Genomic DNA, 17,140 nt, shown 5'->3' on the forward strand with positions numbered 1-17,140 from the left:
TACCTCTGATAGTTGATTTCCAAATCCCACTATTTCCTGGTGAAATTTAGCTGTTATTGGCAATTAATTCCTCGAATTCAAATAACAGATGTGCTGCACATTGAATTCTCGCCAGTGGCTCTACAGAACGTGGTAAGCGTGGTAAGCGAATAATCGTTTGTTCGGGAAATAAACTTCCTTGTACTTCTGCTTCTGGGCTGTAGCGATTCTGTACCACATAATGTTGATTAACTCCCATCTTTGCCAATGATTCTGTTAATCTTATGTGTTCGGCGATAATTGCTGATTCTGCTTGAATCACACCAACAAATTGAGTTTCCTGGGGATTTTTCAATTTCTTTTGCGCCTGCACAACTTGTTGGCGTAAACCCCGCAACCGCCCAATTACATCTACATGACCCAAAACATTTTGATATTTCATCCACAACTTAAATATCCAGGTTAACCAATCTCCTAAAGCCGATGGCATTTCCAAAAAGCGCAGCAGATGGCCTGTAGGTGCTGTATCTAAAATAATCAAGTCTTCTTGGTTGCTGCTTAATAAATCCATCACCGTGACGAGAGATAATATCTCATCAATTCCCGGTAAAGCTTGCGACATAATTTGTCGCCAAGCCTCAGGTAAATAAGCCACATTTACTGTCGAATCTGTTTGTGAGCCTTCCCCACTAATCATATCTGCTAATTCCCACAGATAATCAGATCGGAATTTGTCTAAAACCTGAGTTTCATCAACTTCTTGCCCGCTCAAATTAGGAGTTAACATTAGCGGCTCATGACCTAAAGTTTGCCCAAAAGCATCGCCTAAAGAATGAGCCGGATCTATGGAAATTACGCGAATATTTTTATGGGGATAATGCTGCGCACAAGCCCAAGCAATTGCAGCTGCTACTGTTGTTTTACCTACACCTCCTTTACCACCAACAATAATTAGTTGACATCCTTCCGCCAAAAAATCGCTAAAACTAGGTAGGATTTTATTCGGCCATTGGATGAGTGGTGGTGGCGCAAGTTCAACATGATTGATAGTTTGAATTTGGTCAACTAAACTATCTAGTAACATTCCACCTAAGGGAAGTGCTTGCTGTTGGGGGACAATAAAAACAGGTTTTTCAGGTGCTATCTGTAAGTATTTATTGAGTAAATTTTGCTGTTCAGCGTAACGGTCGTTTTCGAGAGCCGCTTCTGTCAAAATTCGATTGATAAATAATCCAGCATAGGGAATTTCTAACTCTTTTAAACTAGCTAAAAAGCGTTCAGTTTCTAATAAACACATCGGTTCAGAAACTGCTACCACTAAACAACCAGTAAAATTTTCATCTTGCAGTAAGCGTCTGCCTTCTGCTAGTTGAAACTTCATATCTACCAGGAAGTTGTCAACCTCATCTTCTTGATAACTTCCCTTAAAAGTTTTAGTGATTACACGATGTTTTTCTTGAAATAATTCAAAGGAATTTAAAATAACATCTAAAAAATCTTTTAACCTTAATAAATTTAATGTATGCCCCGAAGGAGCCATATCGAGTACTATCCGATCTACCTTCTTCTCGGAAAGCAGCCGTTGAATTTCTAGCAAGCCCATGAGTTCATTTAACCCCGGCCAGTTTAAATCCCAAACTGGTGCTAAATCTTCTCCATCTGCTAAACTACCTCGCTCAACTAATAATTCTAAAAAGCGGCTATATTTTGCTTTAAATTCTAATAGCAATTTTTGGGCATCTAATGCCTGAATGCTCAAGTTAGATAAATCGCTTATAGGTAAGGCATTATCTGTAACTTCTGCAAGTAAAATATCGCCTAAAGAATGGGCTGGATCTGTAGAAATTAATAAAATTCGCTCTTGGGGAAACTTTCTGGCCCAATAACGCGCAAAACTGCAAGAGATGGTGGTTTTACCAACCCCACCTTTACCGCTAAACATGACTAAATTTAGAGAATCGTAGTTTTTCATCATCCACCTATTTAAACGAAGTGATAGGGAGGTAGACCTTCTCCTAAGAAGAAATCCCAAGATGGGCAAGCTGTTTGCCAAATATAAAATTGCTCTAAAAATAAAGCTTTATCTTGGTCGCTAATTAAAATATAAATCCGAATTTCTTCGCCTTTGTTTTGGATAACAACGGAAGATTGATAAATTTCCGTAATTAAATTAATCAGACTAGATTTTTCATCAGTCTGGGAAATCATGAAAGTTTTTTGCTGTTCAAAATGCTGTTTTTTCGCCAGAAAATAGTCTCTACCTCCGCCTATAGTTGCTTTTACAGGTTCTTTAAAAATCTGAGGTACGAGTCTTAAAGTATATTCAGTTTTACCCTGAATATTTTCTAATTTTTCTCGATATTCTTGACTATGAACTTCTATATGGTGAAGTAATGTGTCAACAGAAGTAAAAGAAGTACCAAACCGTAAAGGTAAAACTGTGGTTTGATGAAATAGCTCGCAGATAACGCGATCGTGCGCTAACACCATTTTAATGACTTCTTCATCATTATCTTGAACTGATTCTAAAGATATCCCTTGTTCAACCACAGCAGAAATACCAGAACCATGAATTAAGCATAATTGACCTAAATTACCTGTTGGTAAAGTTAAGGGTATATGAGAGGTTTTTAAAAAAGCATAAGTATAAATATTTAATGATTCCATTGTTGTAAATGCATCCAAATGAGTGAGATTTTCGTTACTATTTATGACACCCATAATCACCTGAAATAAAAAAATAATAAATTAACTTTTAGCCTTTACAATCTTATTTTGTTGGTTATAATACAATCAATTGTTCAGGTTAAGTAAATGAAAATTCTTCGTAATCGCGGTTCTATTAGACCTAAAGTAACTACTATGCCACGTAGTAAATCTGAAGCTTCTAGTCAGTTAGAACTTTATAAACTGGTTACCGAACAGCAAAGAATTAAGCAGGAGTTACAGTTTATAGAACAGCGAACAGTACTTTTAAAACAACGTTTGAGTTCGCTCAAAACCCAGATAGCAGAAACTGAAATCAATATTAGTAAGTTACGTCAATCTGATTCTAGACATTCTCATTTACCCAAGCGTCCTAATATTTTCTCCGAAGCTAAAAATTACCAAACTTTTGAAATTGAATATTAATTTTCACTGCTTCAATTAATAATTAAACTATTAACCCGCAAACGCGGGTTTTTAATTTAATATCAACATTCAAGTTATGTACTCAGAAGATTAGGGTGATAAAACGAGATTTTCATTGTCTTCATATTGCTGATTACCCCGAAATGCATCTGCAACCAGGACTTTAGGTTCTTCAGATTCTGGAATAAAGTAGGTTTCTTCTACTTCCTCTTCTTCGTCCTCTTCATATTCTTCATCTTCTAAAGATTGCGCTTCTAGTTGAGCTTGTTCTTCCAAAGCTTGAATTCTCAGAAGTAGTTCTTCCTCTCTTTCTTCAAATTCTTCTTCAGAAATTTCACCAATATCAAAAGAAAGTTGCAAACTTAATAATTGTTTATTCAGGTTTTCTTGAGCGTCAAATTCAGTATTAGTACGTTCTTGAATTTGTTCTCCGATCCACATCAATCCACTAATCGGCCCCATGACAGGAAACAGTAAAATTTTTCCAAGCATACGATTTTCTCCAATTAAGATATCTGGGCAAATGTATAAGGCGCAGTAAAATTGTTGTAGCGAATACGTAAACGGTTACTAAATTGTTTATCAATGGCTTCTACACGTTCGCTAAACTGAGATTCGTTATCCCAAGGAATTAAAAAAGCAGCGTTGTAGATCATTTCCTCAGTCATGGGGTCACTTTCTACAACTTCGTCTGCTAAAGGCTTTAGTTCGTTAAAAAAGGCTTGAATTACAGATTCTTTGCGGAGTTTCAAATTGGCCTCAATTAATTGACCAATTTCAATCACTTCCTCCATACTTAAGTTTTTACCTTCCATGCGATCGCGCTTCTGTTTCAGATCAGAATTTGACTCCATCATGGCTTGTAATTCAGCTTTTGTATCCCAAAGAATCTTAATGCTAACTTCTCGCTTACCTGCCAATTTTTGGAATAGTTCGCGCAATTGTCTTTCACAGGGTTTAATTAGTTGGGTAATTACTGTTTCCCAATTTTTGACCACTAATCCAAACCTTAAAGGTAGCAAAGTGCGGAAGCCTTCCTGCATTGCTTGTTCTAAAACTTTTTCATGGCTAATTAAATTTCTCCGCGAAGCTAAATATTTTTCTTGTTTAGCATCGGAATATAAAAAGGTAAATCCCTCGATTACTTCACTATAAACAGGCTGAGAATCTAATCCTTTAAGATTAATTGTAGAAGGAATTGAATCGGAAAAAATACCGTACAAATAAAGACCAGCATCCATAACAAAAAATTACTTTGTAATTACAAAGGTTTTGAGGTTAATACTACCCGCAATTTAGCGTGAATGAGATTGAGTTGAGCAACTCCTAAATCTATTTCGCCGTCTACAACAATGCCAGTATTTAATAGACGGTCTAATAGTTCTAAGATAGACGGAGAATTTCCAGTTTCCCCAGGATAATAAGAGCCAGCAGGAGGAAACAGACTACCAAGCTCTCCTAAATGGATATTTAAGTCGGCTGGATCAATCTCAAAAATTTGACACAAATTTAAAACTTGTTCTTCTAACTTTTGCAAACTTTCTGCAGCTCGCTCTATGTCAGATTCAGTGAGGCACTCCTGTTCCATGCGGCGAATTACTTGAGCTTCCATCAGCTGACGTATTAGTTCCACTACAGTTAACAGTAAGGGAACTAATCCGGCTTGATTATTAGCTTGAGAATTGGTAGCTACCAAGTCGTTGGAATTTTCAACTGGAGTGCAGGCCATTGCCATGATGCCACCTTTGGTTAATTTCTTTTGTGAGTAAACTCAGTCTAGTCATCAAGTTGAGAATTTATTGGCAATGGCAAATTTTCGGCATCGCTGTGTCCATGATCTTCAGCTTTTACTGTGAATAATTCTGGCTTCTTGCTATTAGCTGCTGTCAGCGCTTTTAGTTGCGCTTCTAGACTGGCAAGTCGTTGCTGAAGTTCTTGGTTTTCTTCAACTAAATGTTGATTCTTATTACTGAGATAGGGGTCATTTTCCCACCAATTAATACCAAGTTCTTTGGCTTTATCAACGGAGGAAATTAACAAGCGAATGCGAATATGCAACAGTTCAGTTGAAGCGATAGATACAGAAATATCACCAGCAATCACAATGCCCTTATCTAACACTCGTTCGAGAATATCTGCCAAGGTAGAACCTTGAGTAGATGTGGTAATAGCTCGACTAGAGTTAGATTGAGGACGTTGTGGCAGGATGGGTGTAGTAGTCACGGTAAATTAGACTCTTGAATGAAATAAAAACAGTCTTTTTTGCGCAATCAGCTTGTTGTTAGTACATCAATTGGGATTGTCGCTTAATAAGCTTTCGTCTAGGGTGACAGGTTCAGCGATAGCTTCTGTTTGCGGCTCAAGTTCACCACTTATTTCCTCTTCGGCGACATCATAGGGATCGCTATGATCAACTTGTTCTACCGACTGTGATTGTACCCGTAAGTGATTGAGTAGTTCTAGGAATACAGTTGTAGATTCACTGGCAGATAATTTTGTCCGATTGAACAGAACATCTGCACAAATTTCACGAAAATCGGAATTTTCTGGTGTGACCACAATATCGTGTTCTGCACATATCTTCGCAATGATCAAACAAGACCGTAATCCAGAAGTCTTTTCGCCACCAGTCAACGAGCGAAATGCTTTGACTAATCGCACAACTAGTTGAGCATATTCGTGATTTAAACCTGTTTTATGTGTTAATATTTCGGTTTGAGTTAGCTCATCTGGTTCTGGCATATTAATAGTTACCAGCCGATCCATTAAAGCATCTTGAGTTGCATGAACTCCACAATATTCTTCAGGGTTAGAGGTAAAAATAGCTCGAAATTTAGGATGAACGTGTAAATATTCTGGCTGATTACTGCTAGGAGGAAGGGTCAGAATTTTTTCTTCTAAGGCTGAGAGTAAAACATTATTAACTTCTGGTCTTGAACGGTTGAATTCATCATAGACCAAGGTTAAGCCTTCCCGACAGGCTAAAGTAAGCCGAGAATCAACCCAATTTTGTTTAAACTCATCTTCGACTTTGAGAACGCTGTGAATGTAATTATCTAATAATTTTTTGTGGGTGTAACCAGATTCACTACCAATTAAATCAGAACTTTTAAATTCGTCATCTCCGAAAATCAGCATGATTGGTCTATCTAGACAGTTGGCTAGATGCATGGCTAAGGTTGTTTTTCCTGTTCCGGCTGGGCCACGTAAGTGAATTGCAAATCCTGACGTGAGATAACGTAGCGCCCGAATTGCTACTCGCTCAATCGCAGGTGTGACTACAAACTGACCAGGACGGACACGAAGAACGGCTCTTTTTTTATGATTTTCGGTATTAGTCATAAAGTTGATGATGATGGGGAGAAAAATTTGCAAAAATAACAGAAATTAGATGCGGTTTATGCATCTATGTGCTATGATGGGAATAGAAACTATAAATAACCCTCTAATCAGTTTTTGGGATAATTGTTACTCATTAGAGTGATATTGTTCGCTGATAGAAGAGAGATAAATAGGTTGTCAGTACTGCTTACTGAAGCCTTGTCATCAGTGACAATATGTGTTATTTGTGTTTCGTGCTAAAACTCATTGTTGAATTTGACTACCCCCTGGTCTTACCAGTTTTACCTGGAAGACTAGGGGGTTTTACTATTTGGCCCCGTTCTTCAACAGATAAACTCCGTTTGTTCGGAGCATTGATTAACCAATAGATATGCCAAAAATGCTAGCAAACAAATCTTGGCGGAATTGGTGCAGCTCTTGTTTTTGTTCTTGAGCTTGCTCCATTCTTTCTTTAGCTGTTTCGGCTAAAAATTCATGGGTTGTTTGTTCAAGATTTTGATGGAATTCGTGCAGTTGTCGCGCTTGTTCCATAGCTTGCGCCATTCTTTCTTTAGCAGTTTCAGACAAAAACTCCTGGGTGTTTTCTTCCATTTCCTTATGGAATTGGTACAGATTTTCTGCTTGCTGTTTAGCTTGCGCCATTCTTTCTTTAGCAGTTTCTGTCAAAAACTCTTCGGTGTTTTGCTCCAAATCCTGATGGAATTGGTGCAGATTTTCTGCTTGCTCTTTAGCTTGTGCTTTTCTTTGAGCTGTGGTGACGGACAAGAATTCTTGAGTATCTTTAAATAGTTGAGTTACTTCCTCAGCTATTCCTTGATGCTCTTGCCGGATTCTTATCATTAAAGGAGTCATGAGGTTCTCCGCAATAAAACTAAATCATCGTGAATTAACTACATCCACTGCATAGGTTCTACCCAGTGAATGTAGCTCAAGGAATATCTGCTCTTTTCCTTTTATCTTTGGATAAGCTTGGTCGGAGCAGATCCGGATAATCAGAAAAAAGCAGAATAAACATCAGAATCTCAACCCAAAAATTCTGATTTTGAATGCTGCTTAAATAATTAAGCAGGTACTGCGGCTGACTGAGTTAAACCAACAGCTTCTGCATATTTCAAGTAGGTTTCAACGGAAGCGATAACGATCCGAGCTTCAATAGCTAGTAATTCAATACCTACCAAAGAAACACGTACCCAAGCGTCTACAACGATACCTTTGTCTAGGATACGATCGATAACTTCTGCCAAGCTGGAGGAAGAATTAGTTTTTTCAACTGCCATTGTTTTGCACCTTAAATTAGTTATGGTTTGCGTTGGATTCGGACAAGGGTGAGACAATAGAATTAGTTAATTAATTAGTTGCTAATTCTATTGTTTTTCTATCTACTTAATAATTAAGCAGGTACTGCAGCTGATTGAGTTAAACCAACAGCTTCTGCATATTTCAAGTAGGTTTCAACGGAAGCGATAACGATCCGAGCTTCAATAGCTAGTAATTCAATACCTACCAAAGAAACACGTACCCAAGCGTCTACAACGATACCTTTGTCTAAGATGCGATCGATAACTTCTGCCAAGCTGGAGGAAGAATTAGTTTTTTCAACTGCCATTGTTTTGTACCTTAACTCATTGTTGTTGTTTATAAGATTGATTCGCTTTCGCTTTTCTCAATCTCTAAAACCATACTATTAACCCTTTCTTGAAATGTAAAGAGCGTTACATGGTTAATGCTGTAAACAAATATAACAACACTTAGGCAGTATCTACGCACGTTTATTTAGATTGTATGCTTTGTCATCCTTTATAACGATTTATTCAAGGGATTTGAGTGTTTTTTACTTGCTGACGTTTATTTTGTATAAATTCATTCTATGACACATTTTGTAAATCAGAATTCAGAGCCGACGCGAATCACTTATTAATAGTGATAATGTGGTTTTATTTCAGTGTAATTACGGATACAAAATAGTCAGTTACATGAAATAGGATGATGGCAACAATTATCGATATCGAAAAAACATGTTTAAGGAAGCAAATCCAGATCCAGTTCGACAAGAAGCTTTAGCGGGCTTAATAGCTCATTTGGTGCAACAAGGGCATGAACCGAAATATGCTCAATTGATGGCAACTTCAATTATTTTTCAGACAGATCTAGATTTAAGAAATGCCCAGATGGCTAACCTTTTAACTTGGCTACAACAGGAACATAATGATATTTATTCTTTTGCTGTTGGCGTAGTTGAAAAAACTCGTTCAGATTTTGAAAACCGAGTGCAACGCGGTTAAATTAATATGTCTATTTATTAGTGCGATCGCCAGCAGTTGATTTTCCACTAATTATTGATATTTGGAGATGAGGATGAGGCAAAGATAGCTATCTTTTATGGGGCACAACAACTGTTGTGCCCCTGCCGTTTGGAGATAGAGTTAAAACAAAAGAGTAATAAACTCAAGTAAAGAATTAGTTTATGTAGTAACTAAGGTTGCTAGGATAGGGAAAAAGGCAAAGATTGTGGCCGTACTGGAAATTTGTTGTTTGCTATGACTAGTCTGGAAATTGCTTCTCCCCTAATTGCGATCGCGCAAAAAACTCGCTCTGCGGCAAGTAAGTTAGCTGTTCTCTCGACTGAGGCGAAAAACCAAGCTATTGAAGCGATCGCTCAAGCTTTAGAATCAGCAACGGATGAGATATTGCGAGCCAATCTTGCTGATTGTGAAGCTGCAACTGCCGATGGCATTGCCAAACCATTATATAAGCGCTTGCAGTTGGATGCACATAAATTAAGAGATGCGATCGCAGGAGTCAGAGATGTTGGTAAGCTAGCCGATCCAGTAGGGAAAGTGCAAATTCACCGCGAAATCGACACAGGCTTAATTCTCAAGCGGATTACCTGTCCTTTGGGAGTTTTAGGCATTATTTTTGAAGCACGTCCCGAAGCCGCAATTCAAATTGTCTCTTTGGCGATCAAGTCAGGTAATGGCGTCATTCTCAAAGGTGGTAAAGAAGCAATACGTTCTTGCGAAGTGCTTGTGAAAGCGATTAAGCAAGGTTTAGCAAGCACTGCTGTGAACCCAGATACAGTCCAGTTGCTGACAACTAGAGAAGAAACTTTAGAACTTTTGAATTTAGATAAATATGTAGACTTAATTATTCCCAGAGGTTCTAATGCCTTTGTCCGGTTTGTCCAAGACAATACCCGCATTCCCGTACTCGGACATGCTGATGGCATTTGTCATCTATATATAGATAAAGCCGCCGAACTAGAAAAAGGCGTTAACATTACTGTCGATGCTAAAACTCAATATCCCGCCGCTTGTAATGCGATTGAAACTTTACTAGTTCATGCTGATATTGCGAGTGAATTTCTCCCCAAAGTTGCAGCCGCTTTGCAAGCCCATCATGTGGAACTGAGAGGAGATGAGCGCACCACCAAGATTTTGCATCATATTCCCATTGCTACAGAGCAAGATTGGCAGACAGAATACAGTGATTTGATTTTAGCAATTAAAATTGTCAATTCTTTAGAAGAAGCGATCGCTCATATCAACGCATACGGTTCGCGCCATACAGAAGCCATAATCACCGAAGATTTAGCTGCTGCGGAAACTTTCTTAGGATTGGTGAATGCAGCCGGAGTTTATCACAACTGTTCTACCCGCTTTGCTGATGGCTTCCGCTATGGCTTTGGGGCAGAAGTAGGAATTAGTACTCAACAAATGCCCCCCAGAGGCCCCGTTGGTTTAGAAGGCTTAGTCACCTATAAATATCAAATGATCGGTGATGGTCATATTGTCACCACCTACACTGGGGCGAATGCTAAATCATTTACCCATCGGGATTTAGATTAGGGCATGGGGCATGGGGCATGGGGCATGGGGCATGGGGCATGGGGCATGGGGCATTGGGCATGGGGCATGGGGCAACAGTCTGTAGGGGCGGGTTTATTTAGATCATTGTTGATCCACGAGGATGTCTGTGAACCCGCCCGTACAACAGTCAACAAACAGACAATGGTGATTTTTCCCCCTTGTCTCCCTTGTCTGCCTTGTCCCCTTCTAGCCCCTAGCCCCTAGCCCTTACTTAGTGATTGTCTCCTCTGCACCCGTATAACCAGTGGCTACCCAAAGTATCGCTCTCGCACCATCGCGTAAAGTTTTTTCAATAGGTTCCGATGTATTTTTTGAGGGAACGGGTACAGCTTTAAATTCAATCCCCCGACTACCTAAAACAATCTCAGCAATGACACAAGCACGCCGCATATGGAATTCGGAGGTAATTAAGTAAACACTTTTGATGCCACGAGCTTGCAAATCATCTACCAAGGTTGTAAAATTAGTAACTGTATCTACAGCTTCATAATCTAAATTCAAACGCTCAGGATCGACTCCTGCTTTGGTAAATACCTTTTGAGTTGATCTAGGTGGACTACCACCACTAATCCAAATTGGTAAATTCGGATGCTTCTTGGCAAAATCTGCTGTAAACTTTTCTCGTTCTAAATTTTTTGTGGAACCGCCTAAGACTAACAGTGCTTGCGGTTGGACAATTTGGTTTTTGATTTCCTTGTATCCCAACCACATGAGTAGCGGTAGGGCGCAAGCCATAAAGCGGAAAGATTTACCTGTAAACAATAGCTTATTCAAGGCTCTATTACTTAGTCTACTGAGTCCAAATTTCTCTAACTATAAGAAACAATAATGATGTCAAGCAGCAGAGTTTCCCAAAAACCTAGCCAAATAATAATTTGGTAATTTTTCTGGTAAAAACTCAATTAACTTGAGTTCGATAAATGGGATTTTGCCTCTCTGGAATCAAAGTAGAAGCGGAAGACCCTGATTTTTAGATTACTTCTTCGTTTACTCGTAGTCTAGAGAGTTGAGGTAGGAGAGGTAGATCGAACTTACATTCTATTTAAAGGCGTTTTAACACTTTCTTTGTTAATTGTCGATGTCTCATCCTACCCTGTATCGGTACTTGATTACTAGTCTGCTGATACTTTGATACAGTTGGATTTTGTGCTGGCAATAGAACCTGCCAAGTTTCCATTTTCAAAATTGGGCATTCGGAACAGGAAAGACAGATTTTCAACAGGTGCTGCTGTACGCAGAGTTTGGGAACTGTTTTCCCGTAAAAATTTTAGCACCTCATGCCTAATTTTCTTTTAATCTTAAATCGATGACCGTGGCATTAAAGTTGTAGTTAAAGCCTTCTAATTCAAATGGCATCCCAATTTTGACTTTGCTGTTACCTAAAACTGGGCCATTGGCTGTAATTTGAGCTTTCCCTTCTAAGGTCAGCAGCATATCTGTACTATAGTTGTTGGTTTTGGGATCTGGTAACTCTTTGAGGGTACCATCTGGTTGGGGAACGTTGACTGTTCTGGGTAGTTGTTTAACAGATTTAATCGTAATTTCACCGTGGGGTTGATTGCGGATAATTACGTTAGTTTTACCATTGGCTTTCAATCCCTTATCAAATAACTGCTGCGGATCGCGAACATTCAAGCCGCGAACTACTAGATCTACCTCCATCGGTACTGTTTTTGTCCCCACTTGAGCAACAGAACCGGAAGTACCAGGGAAAACAAAGATACCGAAGATAACTAGCGCAATTACCAGTAAAGCACCTAAGTCCAGAAGATTAATTTTGCCGAACAAGCGGCCTTTGGAATCTAAAATAGCCATAACAAGTTTTTCCCCATACGAGCGGAGTCATCGATTTTAGCGGTAGGCTTGACTAGGGATATAGAGATTTTCCCTATTTGCTAAGTCCCAAAGTTAGCTGGGCGTTGCAGTCAAGCGACAGTTTATCACGACTTCTAAAATTCCGGGACGAGGCAAGCAATTTTCGGAATTCTTTTCCAGAAATCACCTTAGTTAAGTGCAAAAGCGGTTACGCATTTTGCGTTTTGGGTAGAGAATGCAACATAGAAAGACCTAAATTCGTCTCATTATCTGATGTTCTTCCACGATTATCCATAAAGACTGGATTATGAATGCTTGGAATGCGTTTTTAACAAATTACCGTTTTTGGCGGCGTCGTTGGTTTTACCCGATAGTTTCCCTGGTAGTAACCCTGAGTGTCTGTGTGACTGCACCTCTTCCTGGAAGGGCGATTGACTTATTACCGCTGATATTCCAGGGAGTGCAAATACTTCAGCTATCTAATATATCCGATCGCCAAGAGGTCGATCTGGGTAAAGATATTAATCAGCAAGTAAATAATGAACTTCGGCTTTATCGCAATGCAGAAATTAATCGCTATGTCGAACAAATTGGTAGGCGGTTGGCTGCAAATAGCGATCGCCCAAATCTTCCTTATACATTCCAAGTAGTGGACGATCCGGCTATTAATGCTTTTGCAACAGCGGGCGGCTTTGTTTATCTTCATACGGGTTTACTCAAAGCCGCAGACAATGAAGCGGAACTAGCAAGTGTGATTGCTCATGAAATCGGTCACATTGGCGGTAGACATTTAGTCAAACAAATGCGACAACGAGCCATTGCTAGTGGTGTCGCTACCGCCGCAGGTTTAGATCGCAATACCGCAGTGGGAATTGGTGTGGAACTAGCACTTAACCGTCCCCGCAGTCGTCAAGATGAATTTGATGCCGATCAAAGAGGTTTAAGAACTTTGACGCGCAGTGGTTACGCTCAATCTGGGATGGTTTCCTTTATGCAAAAGCTGCTAGGAAGGGGTTCGACGCCAACATTTTTAAGTACTCACCCAGCAACGAGCGATCGCATTAATTCTCTAAAACGCTCTATTAATCAGCAACCTAGCAATGGGCGTTATGGATTAGACAATGCTGCTTATAAAGCGAATATCCGAGCCTTACTTTAATTTTCGATCTATTTTCGCTATTTTATTTACACCTATGCTCGCTGCTTATTGCGGCGAGCACCTTTTATTTCATATGGATCGATGGTGACGGCTGCTTCTTCTAAAGGTAAGGTGCGGATGCGGTTTTTAAACACGTTCACTTGATAAACTAACTGATTTGTCACATCCAGTGCTGTCAACCAGCCACTACGGGGATGATATGCGCCAGTATCTATGTCTAACCAGCCCTGTCCTTGCGCCAGTTGACCTGGAGTAACACCAGGAAAGGTAAAAGTAATAGTATGACCAATAATAATTAATTTATCAGGGAAGTATGGTTTTTCCATACTGTGAAATTCTTCTCTAATCCAGCAGAATTGCTCAGCTGTTTGTTTGTTTAAAGGCATGAAGGGGTCAACACCTGCATGGGTTAACCATATATCGCCTAAATCAATATATGTAGGTAGGGTTGTTAACCAATCGATATGTTCTTGGGGAATTGTCGCTTCTTGGTAACTGGCTATGGTTGCTTGTCCGCCACTGTATAACCATGCTTGCATCGTTGAATTGGAAGCGTTGCCACTGGTTAATACATTTAACAACATCTGTTCGTGATTTCCCAACAGACATGGATAGTTATTATTTTTGACAAAATTAACTACCTGGGAACTTTGAGGCCCGCGATCGATTAAGTCTCCTAGAAAATAGAGGCGATCGTTAGACCCTGGCGCAATTGCTGTCAATAAGGTCATTAGTCCTTCATATTGACCATGTACATCGCCAATTACAATTCTACGCTGGCTAGTTTCGCTCATTTGCTCTTAGCTGGAATGATATTGCCCACTACTTTTGCTACAGTTTTACCTGTACTGTTTTCTTACAAAAGATAATAATCTTTTGAGAAAGTTTGATTTTATTGTATTCTATTTATACATGTATTTGAAATATAAGAATCCTAACTGATTTTTGCCTACATAGGTAGTTTTAATACCGAGAGTACAGAACCAAAGTCTGCAAACAGTGGTAACGGACTCTGTGTTAACACACTCTATAAATGAATAGCAGTTACTTAAGCAAAAGTTGCTGTCTAGATGCCAGATTGCTTCAAGGCGCAGCGGATATAAACTCCGCTTAAGTAAGTTACATGCCACCCTATAAATACTGAGATTTTGGCTCTAATTAAATTGGATTGTGATAGCGAATATTGCAGATTTATACAGTCAAAATTACAAATAACTAATCCAATCACTCCAACTACCTGCATAGAGTTTACCTGTAGAAATACCTGCTAACTTCAATGAAAGTAAATTCACACAAGCAGTCACACCAGAACCACAATAAACGATAATTTCGGCAGATTGTTCTAGGTTTTTCCACCTACGACTTTGTTCTGTTGGAGGTAGTAAATATCCTGAAGAATCTGTAACTTCTTGCCAAGGATAGTTAACTGCACCGGGAATATGACCGGCAATTTTATCAATTGGTTCCCGTTCGCCTCGATAGCGATCGCTCTCTCTAGAATCTACCAAAGCTACCTCTGGTAAATCTTTTTTACTCTTGACTCCATGAATATCTAATACCATATCTGTTTTGATTTGGGGTATAAAGGTAGCAGTTTGTGGTTGAGGAATTATATTTGTCAAGGGATAACCAGCTTTTTGCCATCCCGTAAAGCCGCCATCGAGGACAGCTACTCGTTCATGTCCTAAATATTGCAGTAACCACCACAATCGCGCTGCAAAGGCGAAACGGGAATCATCGTAAGCTACAACCAAGGTTTGTTGGAAATTGACGCCAATTTCTGACAATTTGCGCGCTAAATCTTGTGGATTAGGTAAAGGATGTCTTCCGCCATGTTCTTCTACAGGACTGGAAAGATCCTGGTTCAAATCTAGATAATAAGCTCCAGGTATGTGGTTTACTTGATATTGCTGTTGTCCCAGTTGTGGATCGGCTAGCGAAAAGCGACAATCTACGATCGCCACTTGCGGATCATTTAGATGTTCAAATAACCAGGCTGGTGAAATAATTGTTTTGTCAGTTGTCATTGGTCAGTTGTTAGTGGATATGGGCATGGGGCATTGGGCATTGGGCATTGGGCATTGGGCATTGGGCATTGGGCATTGGGCATTGGGCATTGAGCAAAAATAATTTCTCCCCTGCTCCCTGCTCCCTACCCCCTTATCTCCCTTTTCTTCCTTGTGGTTCCGAAAATGCCAGATTTTGAGCAATTTATCCCCCAAACTACAGCAGATGGTTCTTTTACTTTCACTTCCCAGGAGTTTGGCGAAGACTTTCATAGTCATTACGGAGCGAAGCAGGAGAGTTTTCTTAAGTTTGCAGTTCCTACTCAACTAGCTGAACGTGCGCAAACACCATTATTGCGGCTATTGGATATTTGTTATGGTCTAGGATACAACACCGCAGCAGCTTTGCAGACTATTTGGGATATAAATCCTGGTTGTAATATTGAAATCATTGCTTTAGAACTTAATCCGGCTGTTCCTCAAGCGGCGATCGCTCATAAATTATTTGATAATTGGGACTACAAGTATATTGATATTTTGCATCAGCTGGCTTTTGAGTATCAAGTGCAACAACCGCACCTGAAGGCTGAGTTAATTATTGGCGATGCGAGAAACTCGATTCAATTACTCAATCAGTCTGGTTTTCTTGCTGATGCAATTTTTCTCGATCCTTTTTCACCGCCTCAGTGTCCTCACTTATGGACTGTAGAATTCATCAAGCATGTTTCTCAGTGTTTACATCCAGACGGTATTCTGGCTACTTATTCCTGTGCGGCTGCTGTCCGCGCGGCTTTCTTGAGTGCTGGTTTAACTATCGGTTCTACCCCACCAGTCGGTAGGCGATCGCCTGGTACAGTTGCAGTGCATCAGGGATATTCTGGTAATTTAGCACTTCCTCCACTTTCAACAGCAGAAACAGAGCATTTGCTCACTCGTGCGGCTATTCCCTATCGCGATCCTCAATTGAGTGACTTGGCTAATGTCATATTAATGCGGCGACAACAAGAGCAACAAGCTTCTACATTAGAATCTACCTCTCGCTGGCGCAAAAGATGGCAAATGGAATAGTGCAATAGCAATTCTTAGGGAACTCCAGAAAATAAATTACTCTGCTTTATTTCGTTGACTGTTGATTGTTTACGGTTGACTGCGAACAATAGCAATGGAATATTTTTACCTCATTTTTAATTTGCTCATAGAGAAAAAATGATTTTTCTCTCAAAAGTATTTTTGCTACATAACTTATATTTTGTCAGCAAAACAACCTATGTACTTGTGAATGATTAAAAATACATTCTTGATAAGTACAGAACATTTTTTAAGTAATTATACTAAAATATGCAGATTTACTCTTGTGAGAGATTTGTGTAACTGTCTAGCGACCGGGATTTTTCTACACACATCTTCAATCGACAATACCAAATTGGTGTTATTTCTGATAGTGGCTTGAGGCTTTGCTAGTAACTAAGATCATTACTCTCTGTGTTCTAAATCACTCAAACCTAGAGATTATTTAGTAGATAATAGATTCGAGCCGATTAGCGAAATTACTGAGAAGCTCTATCAAAATCTCAAATTTAAATTCAACCACGTACCGATAGATAATGATAGTAAAAATAAAAAAATCAAAATTACGAAGCGTTGCAACATTTCTTTGAAAATTGTCCTGTAGAGTGAAAAAACGATTTTCAAATTCAAGGCGATCGCCCAGATCAAAATCCTCTATTGCCTATTAATTATAGAATATGGAGTTTCCAGCGCGATTTATCACCCCCTAAAACCCAAGACAGTAGTGACTTTGCTTATCTGTGATCAGAGCAATTTTCATCTATATCGATAGT

General features: G+C 39.4%; 19 protein-coding genes. 5 read left to right on the top strand and 14 right to left on the bottom strand.

Annotated elements, in window-relative coordinates:
* Positions 1-46: 46 nt before the first annotated feature.
* Both H6G41_RS13985 and H6G41_RS13990 read right to left on the bottom strand, forming a co-directional pair.
* Complete coding sequence (locus H6G41_RS13985; RefSeq protein ID WP_199316162.1) at positions 47-1,954, bottom strand: ArsA family ATPase; 1,908 nt, start codon at positions 1,952-1,954, stop codon at positions 47-49.
* 8 nt (positions 1,955-1,962) lie between these two features.
* On the bottom strand, positions 1,963-2,700 hold the full coding sequence (locus tag H6G41_RS13990; RefSeq protein ID WP_242037927.1) for a GvpL/GvpF family gas vesicle protein: 738 nt from the start codon (positions 2,698-2,700) through the stop codon (positions 1,963-1,965).
* A 93-nt stretch (positions 2,701-2,793) separates the two neighbouring features.
* Between H6G41_RS13990 and H6G41_RS13995 the strand changes: the two genes are divergently transcribed.
* Complete coding sequence (locus tag H6G41_RS13995; RefSeq protein ID WP_190746792.1) at positions 2,794-3,111, top strand: gas vesicle protein; 318 nt, start codon at positions 2,794-2,796, stop codon at positions 3,109-3,111.
* Between the two features lie 90 nt (positions 3,112-3,201).
* Here the strand turns inward: H6G41_RS13995 and H6G41_RS14000 are convergent, their stop codons facing one another.
* The 8 genes from H6G41_RS14000 to gvpA (H6G41_RS14035) form a co-directional block, all read right to left on the bottom strand.
* Complete coding sequence (locus H6G41_RS14000) at positions 3,202-3,603, bottom strand: gas vesicle protein GvpG (protein ID WP_190746793.1); 402 nt, start codon at positions 3,601-3,603, stop codon at positions 3,202-3,204.
* Positions 3,604-3,617: 14 nt separating this feature from the next.
* Positions 3,618-4,352 carry a GvpL/GvpF family gas vesicle protein gene (locus tag H6G41_RS14005; protein WP_190746794.1) on the bottom strand — a complete coding sequence of 245 codons (735 nt, stop codon included), beginning with the start codon at positions 4,350-4,352 and terminating at the stop codon, positions 3,618-3,620.
* Positions 4,353-4,372: 20 nt separating this feature from the next.
* Entirely contained in the window at positions 4,373-4,840 is a 468-nt protein-coding gene (locus tag H6G41_RS14010; protein ID WP_199316164.1) for a gas vesicle protein K, read from the bottom strand.
* Between the two features lie 47 nt (positions 4,841-4,887).
* Positions 4,888-5,334 (bottom strand): gas vesicle protein, encoded by a 447-nt coding sequence (locus H6G41_RS14015; protein ID WP_190746796.1) that lies wholly within the window; start codon positions 5,332-5,334, stop codon positions 4,888-4,890.
* Positions 5,335-5,400: 66 nt separating this feature from the next.
* Complete coding sequence (gvpN, locus tag H6G41_RS14020; protein WP_242037928.1) at positions 5,401-6,453, bottom strand: gas vesicle protein GvpN; 1,053 nt, start codon at positions 6,451-6,453, stop codon at positions 5,401-5,403.
* Positions 6,454-6,810: 357 nt separating this feature from the next.
* The gene (gene gvpC / locus H6G41_RS14025; RefSeq protein ID WP_190746797.1) at positions 6,811-7,305 is read right to left on the bottom strand and encodes a gas vesicle protein GvpC; all 495 of its coding nucleotides are present in this window, start codon (positions 7,303-7,305) and stop codon (positions 6,811-6,813) included.
* Between the two features lie 209 nt (positions 7,306-7,514).
* Positions 7,515-7,730, bottom strand: a complete 216-nt coding sequence (gene gvpA, locus H6G41_RS14030; RefSeq protein WP_045871251.1) for a gas vesicle structural protein GvpA — start codon at positions 7,728-7,730, stop codon at positions 7,515-7,517.
* Between the two features lie 113 nt (positions 7,731-7,843).
* A complete protein-coding gene (gvpA, locus tag H6G41_RS14035) occupies positions 7,844-8,059 on the bottom strand; it encodes a gas vesicle structural protein GvpA (protein ID WP_045871251.1) in 216 nt (71 codons plus the stop codon).
* Positions 8,060-8,468: 409 nt separating this feature from the next.
* On the opposite strand from gvpA (H6G41_RS14035), the gene H6G41_RS14040 reads away from it, so the two are divergent.
* Positions 8,469-8,735, top strand: a complete 267-nt coding sequence (locus H6G41_RS14040) for a hypothetical protein (protein WP_190746798.1) — start codon at positions 8,469-8,471, stop codon at positions 8,733-8,735.
* Between the two features lie 255 nt (positions 8,736-8,990).
* Positions 8,991-10,298, top strand: a complete 1,308-nt coding sequence (locus H6G41_RS14045) for a glutamate-5-semialdehyde dehydrogenase (RefSeq protein ID WP_190746799.1) — start codon at positions 8,991-8,993, stop codon at positions 10,296-10,298.
* Between the two features lie 228 nt (positions 10,299-10,526).
* Here H6G41_RS14045 and H6G41_RS14050 read toward each other — a convergent pair whose 3' ends face one another.
* On the bottom strand, positions 10,527-11,054 hold the full coding sequence (locus tag H6G41_RS14050) for a YdcF family protein (RefSeq protein WP_190746868.1): 528 nt from the start codon (positions 11,052-11,054) through the stop codon (positions 10,527-10,529).
* Between the two features lie 546 nt (positions 11,055-11,600).
* Positions 11,601-12,134 carry a DUF4330 domain-containing protein gene (locus H6G41_RS14055; RefSeq protein WP_190746800.1) on the bottom strand — a complete coding sequence of 178 codons (534 nt, stop codon included), beginning with the start codon at positions 12,132-12,134 and terminating at the stop codon, positions 11,601-11,603.
* A 307-nt stretch (positions 12,135-12,441) separates the two neighbouring features.
* On the opposite strand from H6G41_RS14055, the gene H6G41_RS14060 reads away from it, so the two are divergent.
* On the top strand, positions 12,442-13,293 hold the full coding sequence (locus H6G41_RS14060; protein ID WP_190746801.1) for a M48 family metallopeptidase: 852 nt from the start codon (positions 12,442-12,444) through the stop codon (positions 13,291-13,293).
* Between the two features lie 32 nt (positions 13,294-13,325).
* Here H6G41_RS14060 and H6G41_RS14065 read toward each other — a convergent pair whose 3' ends face one another.
* Positions 13,326-14,087, bottom strand: a complete 762-nt coding sequence (locus tag H6G41_RS14065) for a metallophosphoesterase family protein (RefSeq protein ID WP_190746802.1) — start codon at positions 14,085-14,087, stop codon at positions 13,326-13,328.
* Between the two features lie 411 nt (positions 14,088-14,498).
* Positions 14,499-15,320 carry a sulfurtransferase gene (locus tag H6G41_RS14070; protein WP_190746803.1) on the bottom strand — a complete coding sequence of 274 codons (822 nt, stop codon included), beginning with the start codon at positions 15,318-15,320 and terminating at the stop codon, positions 14,499-14,501.
* A gap of 165 nt (positions 15,321-15,485) precedes the next feature.
* Between H6G41_RS14070 and H6G41_RS14075 the strand changes: the two genes are divergently transcribed.
* A complete protein-coding gene (locus tag H6G41_RS14075) occupies positions 15,486-16,367 on the top strand; it encodes a tRNA (5-methylaminomethyl-2-thiouridine)(34)-methyltransferase MnmD (protein ID WP_190746804.1) in 882 nt (293 codons plus the stop codon).
* Positions 16,368-17,140 lie beyond the last annotated feature (773 nt).

It is taken from the genome of Tolypothrix sp. FACHB-123 (genome assembly GCF_014697075.1).
Lineage (GTDB): Bacteria > Cyanobacteriota > Cyanobacteriia > Cyanobacteriales > Nostocaceae > Aulosira.

What these genes read in the sequence shown, in the direction of transcription:
- H6G41_RS13985 (WP_199316162.1), bottom strand. Translation starts at nt 1,954, where the DNA reads ATGATGAAAAACTACGATTCTCTAAATTTAGTCATGTTTAGCGGTAAA.
- H6G41_RS13990 (WP_242037927.1), bottom strand. Translation starts at nt 2,700, where the DNA reads ATGGGTGTCATAAATAGTAACGAAAATCTCACTCATTTGGATGCATTT.
- H6G41_RS13995 (WP_190746792.1), top strand. Translation starts at nt 2,794, where the DNA reads ATGAAAATTCTTCGTAATCGCGGTTCTATTAGACCTAAAGTAACTACT.
- H6G41_RS14000 (WP_190746793.1), bottom strand. Translation starts at nt 3,603, where the DNA reads ATGCTTGGAAAAATTTTACTGTTTCCTGTCATGGGGCCGATTAGTGGA.
- H6G41_RS14005 (WP_190746794.1), bottom strand. Translation starts at nt 4,352, where the DNA reads ATGGATGCTGGTCTTTATTTGTACGGTATTTTTTCCGATTCAATTCCT.
- H6G41_RS14010 (WP_199316164.1), bottom strand. Translation starts at nt 4,840, where the DNA reads ATGGCCTGCACTCCAGTTGAAAATTCCAACGACTTGGTAGCTACCAAT.
- gvpN (WP_242037928.1), bottom strand. Translation starts at nt 6,453, where the DNA reads ATGACTAATACCGAAAATCATAAAAAAAGAGCCGTTCTTCGTGTCCGT.
- gvpC (WP_190746797.1), bottom strand. Translation starts at nt 7,305, where the DNA reads ATGACTCCTTTAATGATAAGAATCCGGCAAGAGCATCAAGGAATAGCT.
- gvpA (WP_045871251.1), bottom strand. Translation starts at nt 7,730, where the DNA reads ATGGCAGTTGAAAAAACTAATTCTTCCTCCAGCTTGGCAGAAGTTATC.
- gvpA (WP_045871251.1), bottom strand. Translation starts at nt 8,059, where the DNA reads ATGGCAGTTGAAAAAACTAATTCTTCCTCCAGCTTGGCAGAAGTTATC.
- H6G41_RS14040 (WP_190746798.1), top strand. Translation starts at nt 8,469, where the DNA reads ATGTTTAAGGAAGCAAATCCAGATCCAGTTCGACAAGAAGCTTTAGCG.
- H6G41_RS14045 (WP_190746799.1), top strand. Translation starts at nt 8,991, where the DNA reads ATGACTAGTCTGGAAATTGCTTCTCCCCTAATTGCGATCGCGCAAAAA.
- H6G41_RS14050 (WP_190746868.1), bottom strand. Translation starts at nt 11,054, where the DNA reads ATGGCTTGCGCCCTACCGCTACTCATGTGGTTGGGATACAAGGAAATC.
- H6G41_RS14055 (WP_190746800.1), bottom strand. Translation starts at nt 12,134, where the DNA reads ATGGCTATTTTAGATTCCAAAGGCCGCTTGTTCGGCAAAATTAATCTT.
- H6G41_RS14060 (WP_190746801.1), top strand. Translation starts at nt 12,442, where the DNA reads ATGAATGCTTGGAATGCGTTTTTAACAAATTACCGTTTTTGGCGGCGT.
- H6G41_RS14065 (WP_190746802.1), bottom strand. Translation starts at nt 14,087, where the DNA reads ATGAGCGAAACTAGCCAGCGTAGAATTGTAATTGGCGATGTACATGGT.
- H6G41_RS14070 (WP_190746803.1), bottom strand. Translation starts at nt 15,320, where the DNA reads ATGACAACTGACAAAACAATTATTTCACCAGCCTGGTTATTTGAACAT.
- H6G41_RS14075 (WP_190746804.1), top strand. Translation starts at nt 15,486, where the DNA reads ATGCCAGATTTTGAGCAATTTATCCCCCAAACTACAGCAGATGGTTCT.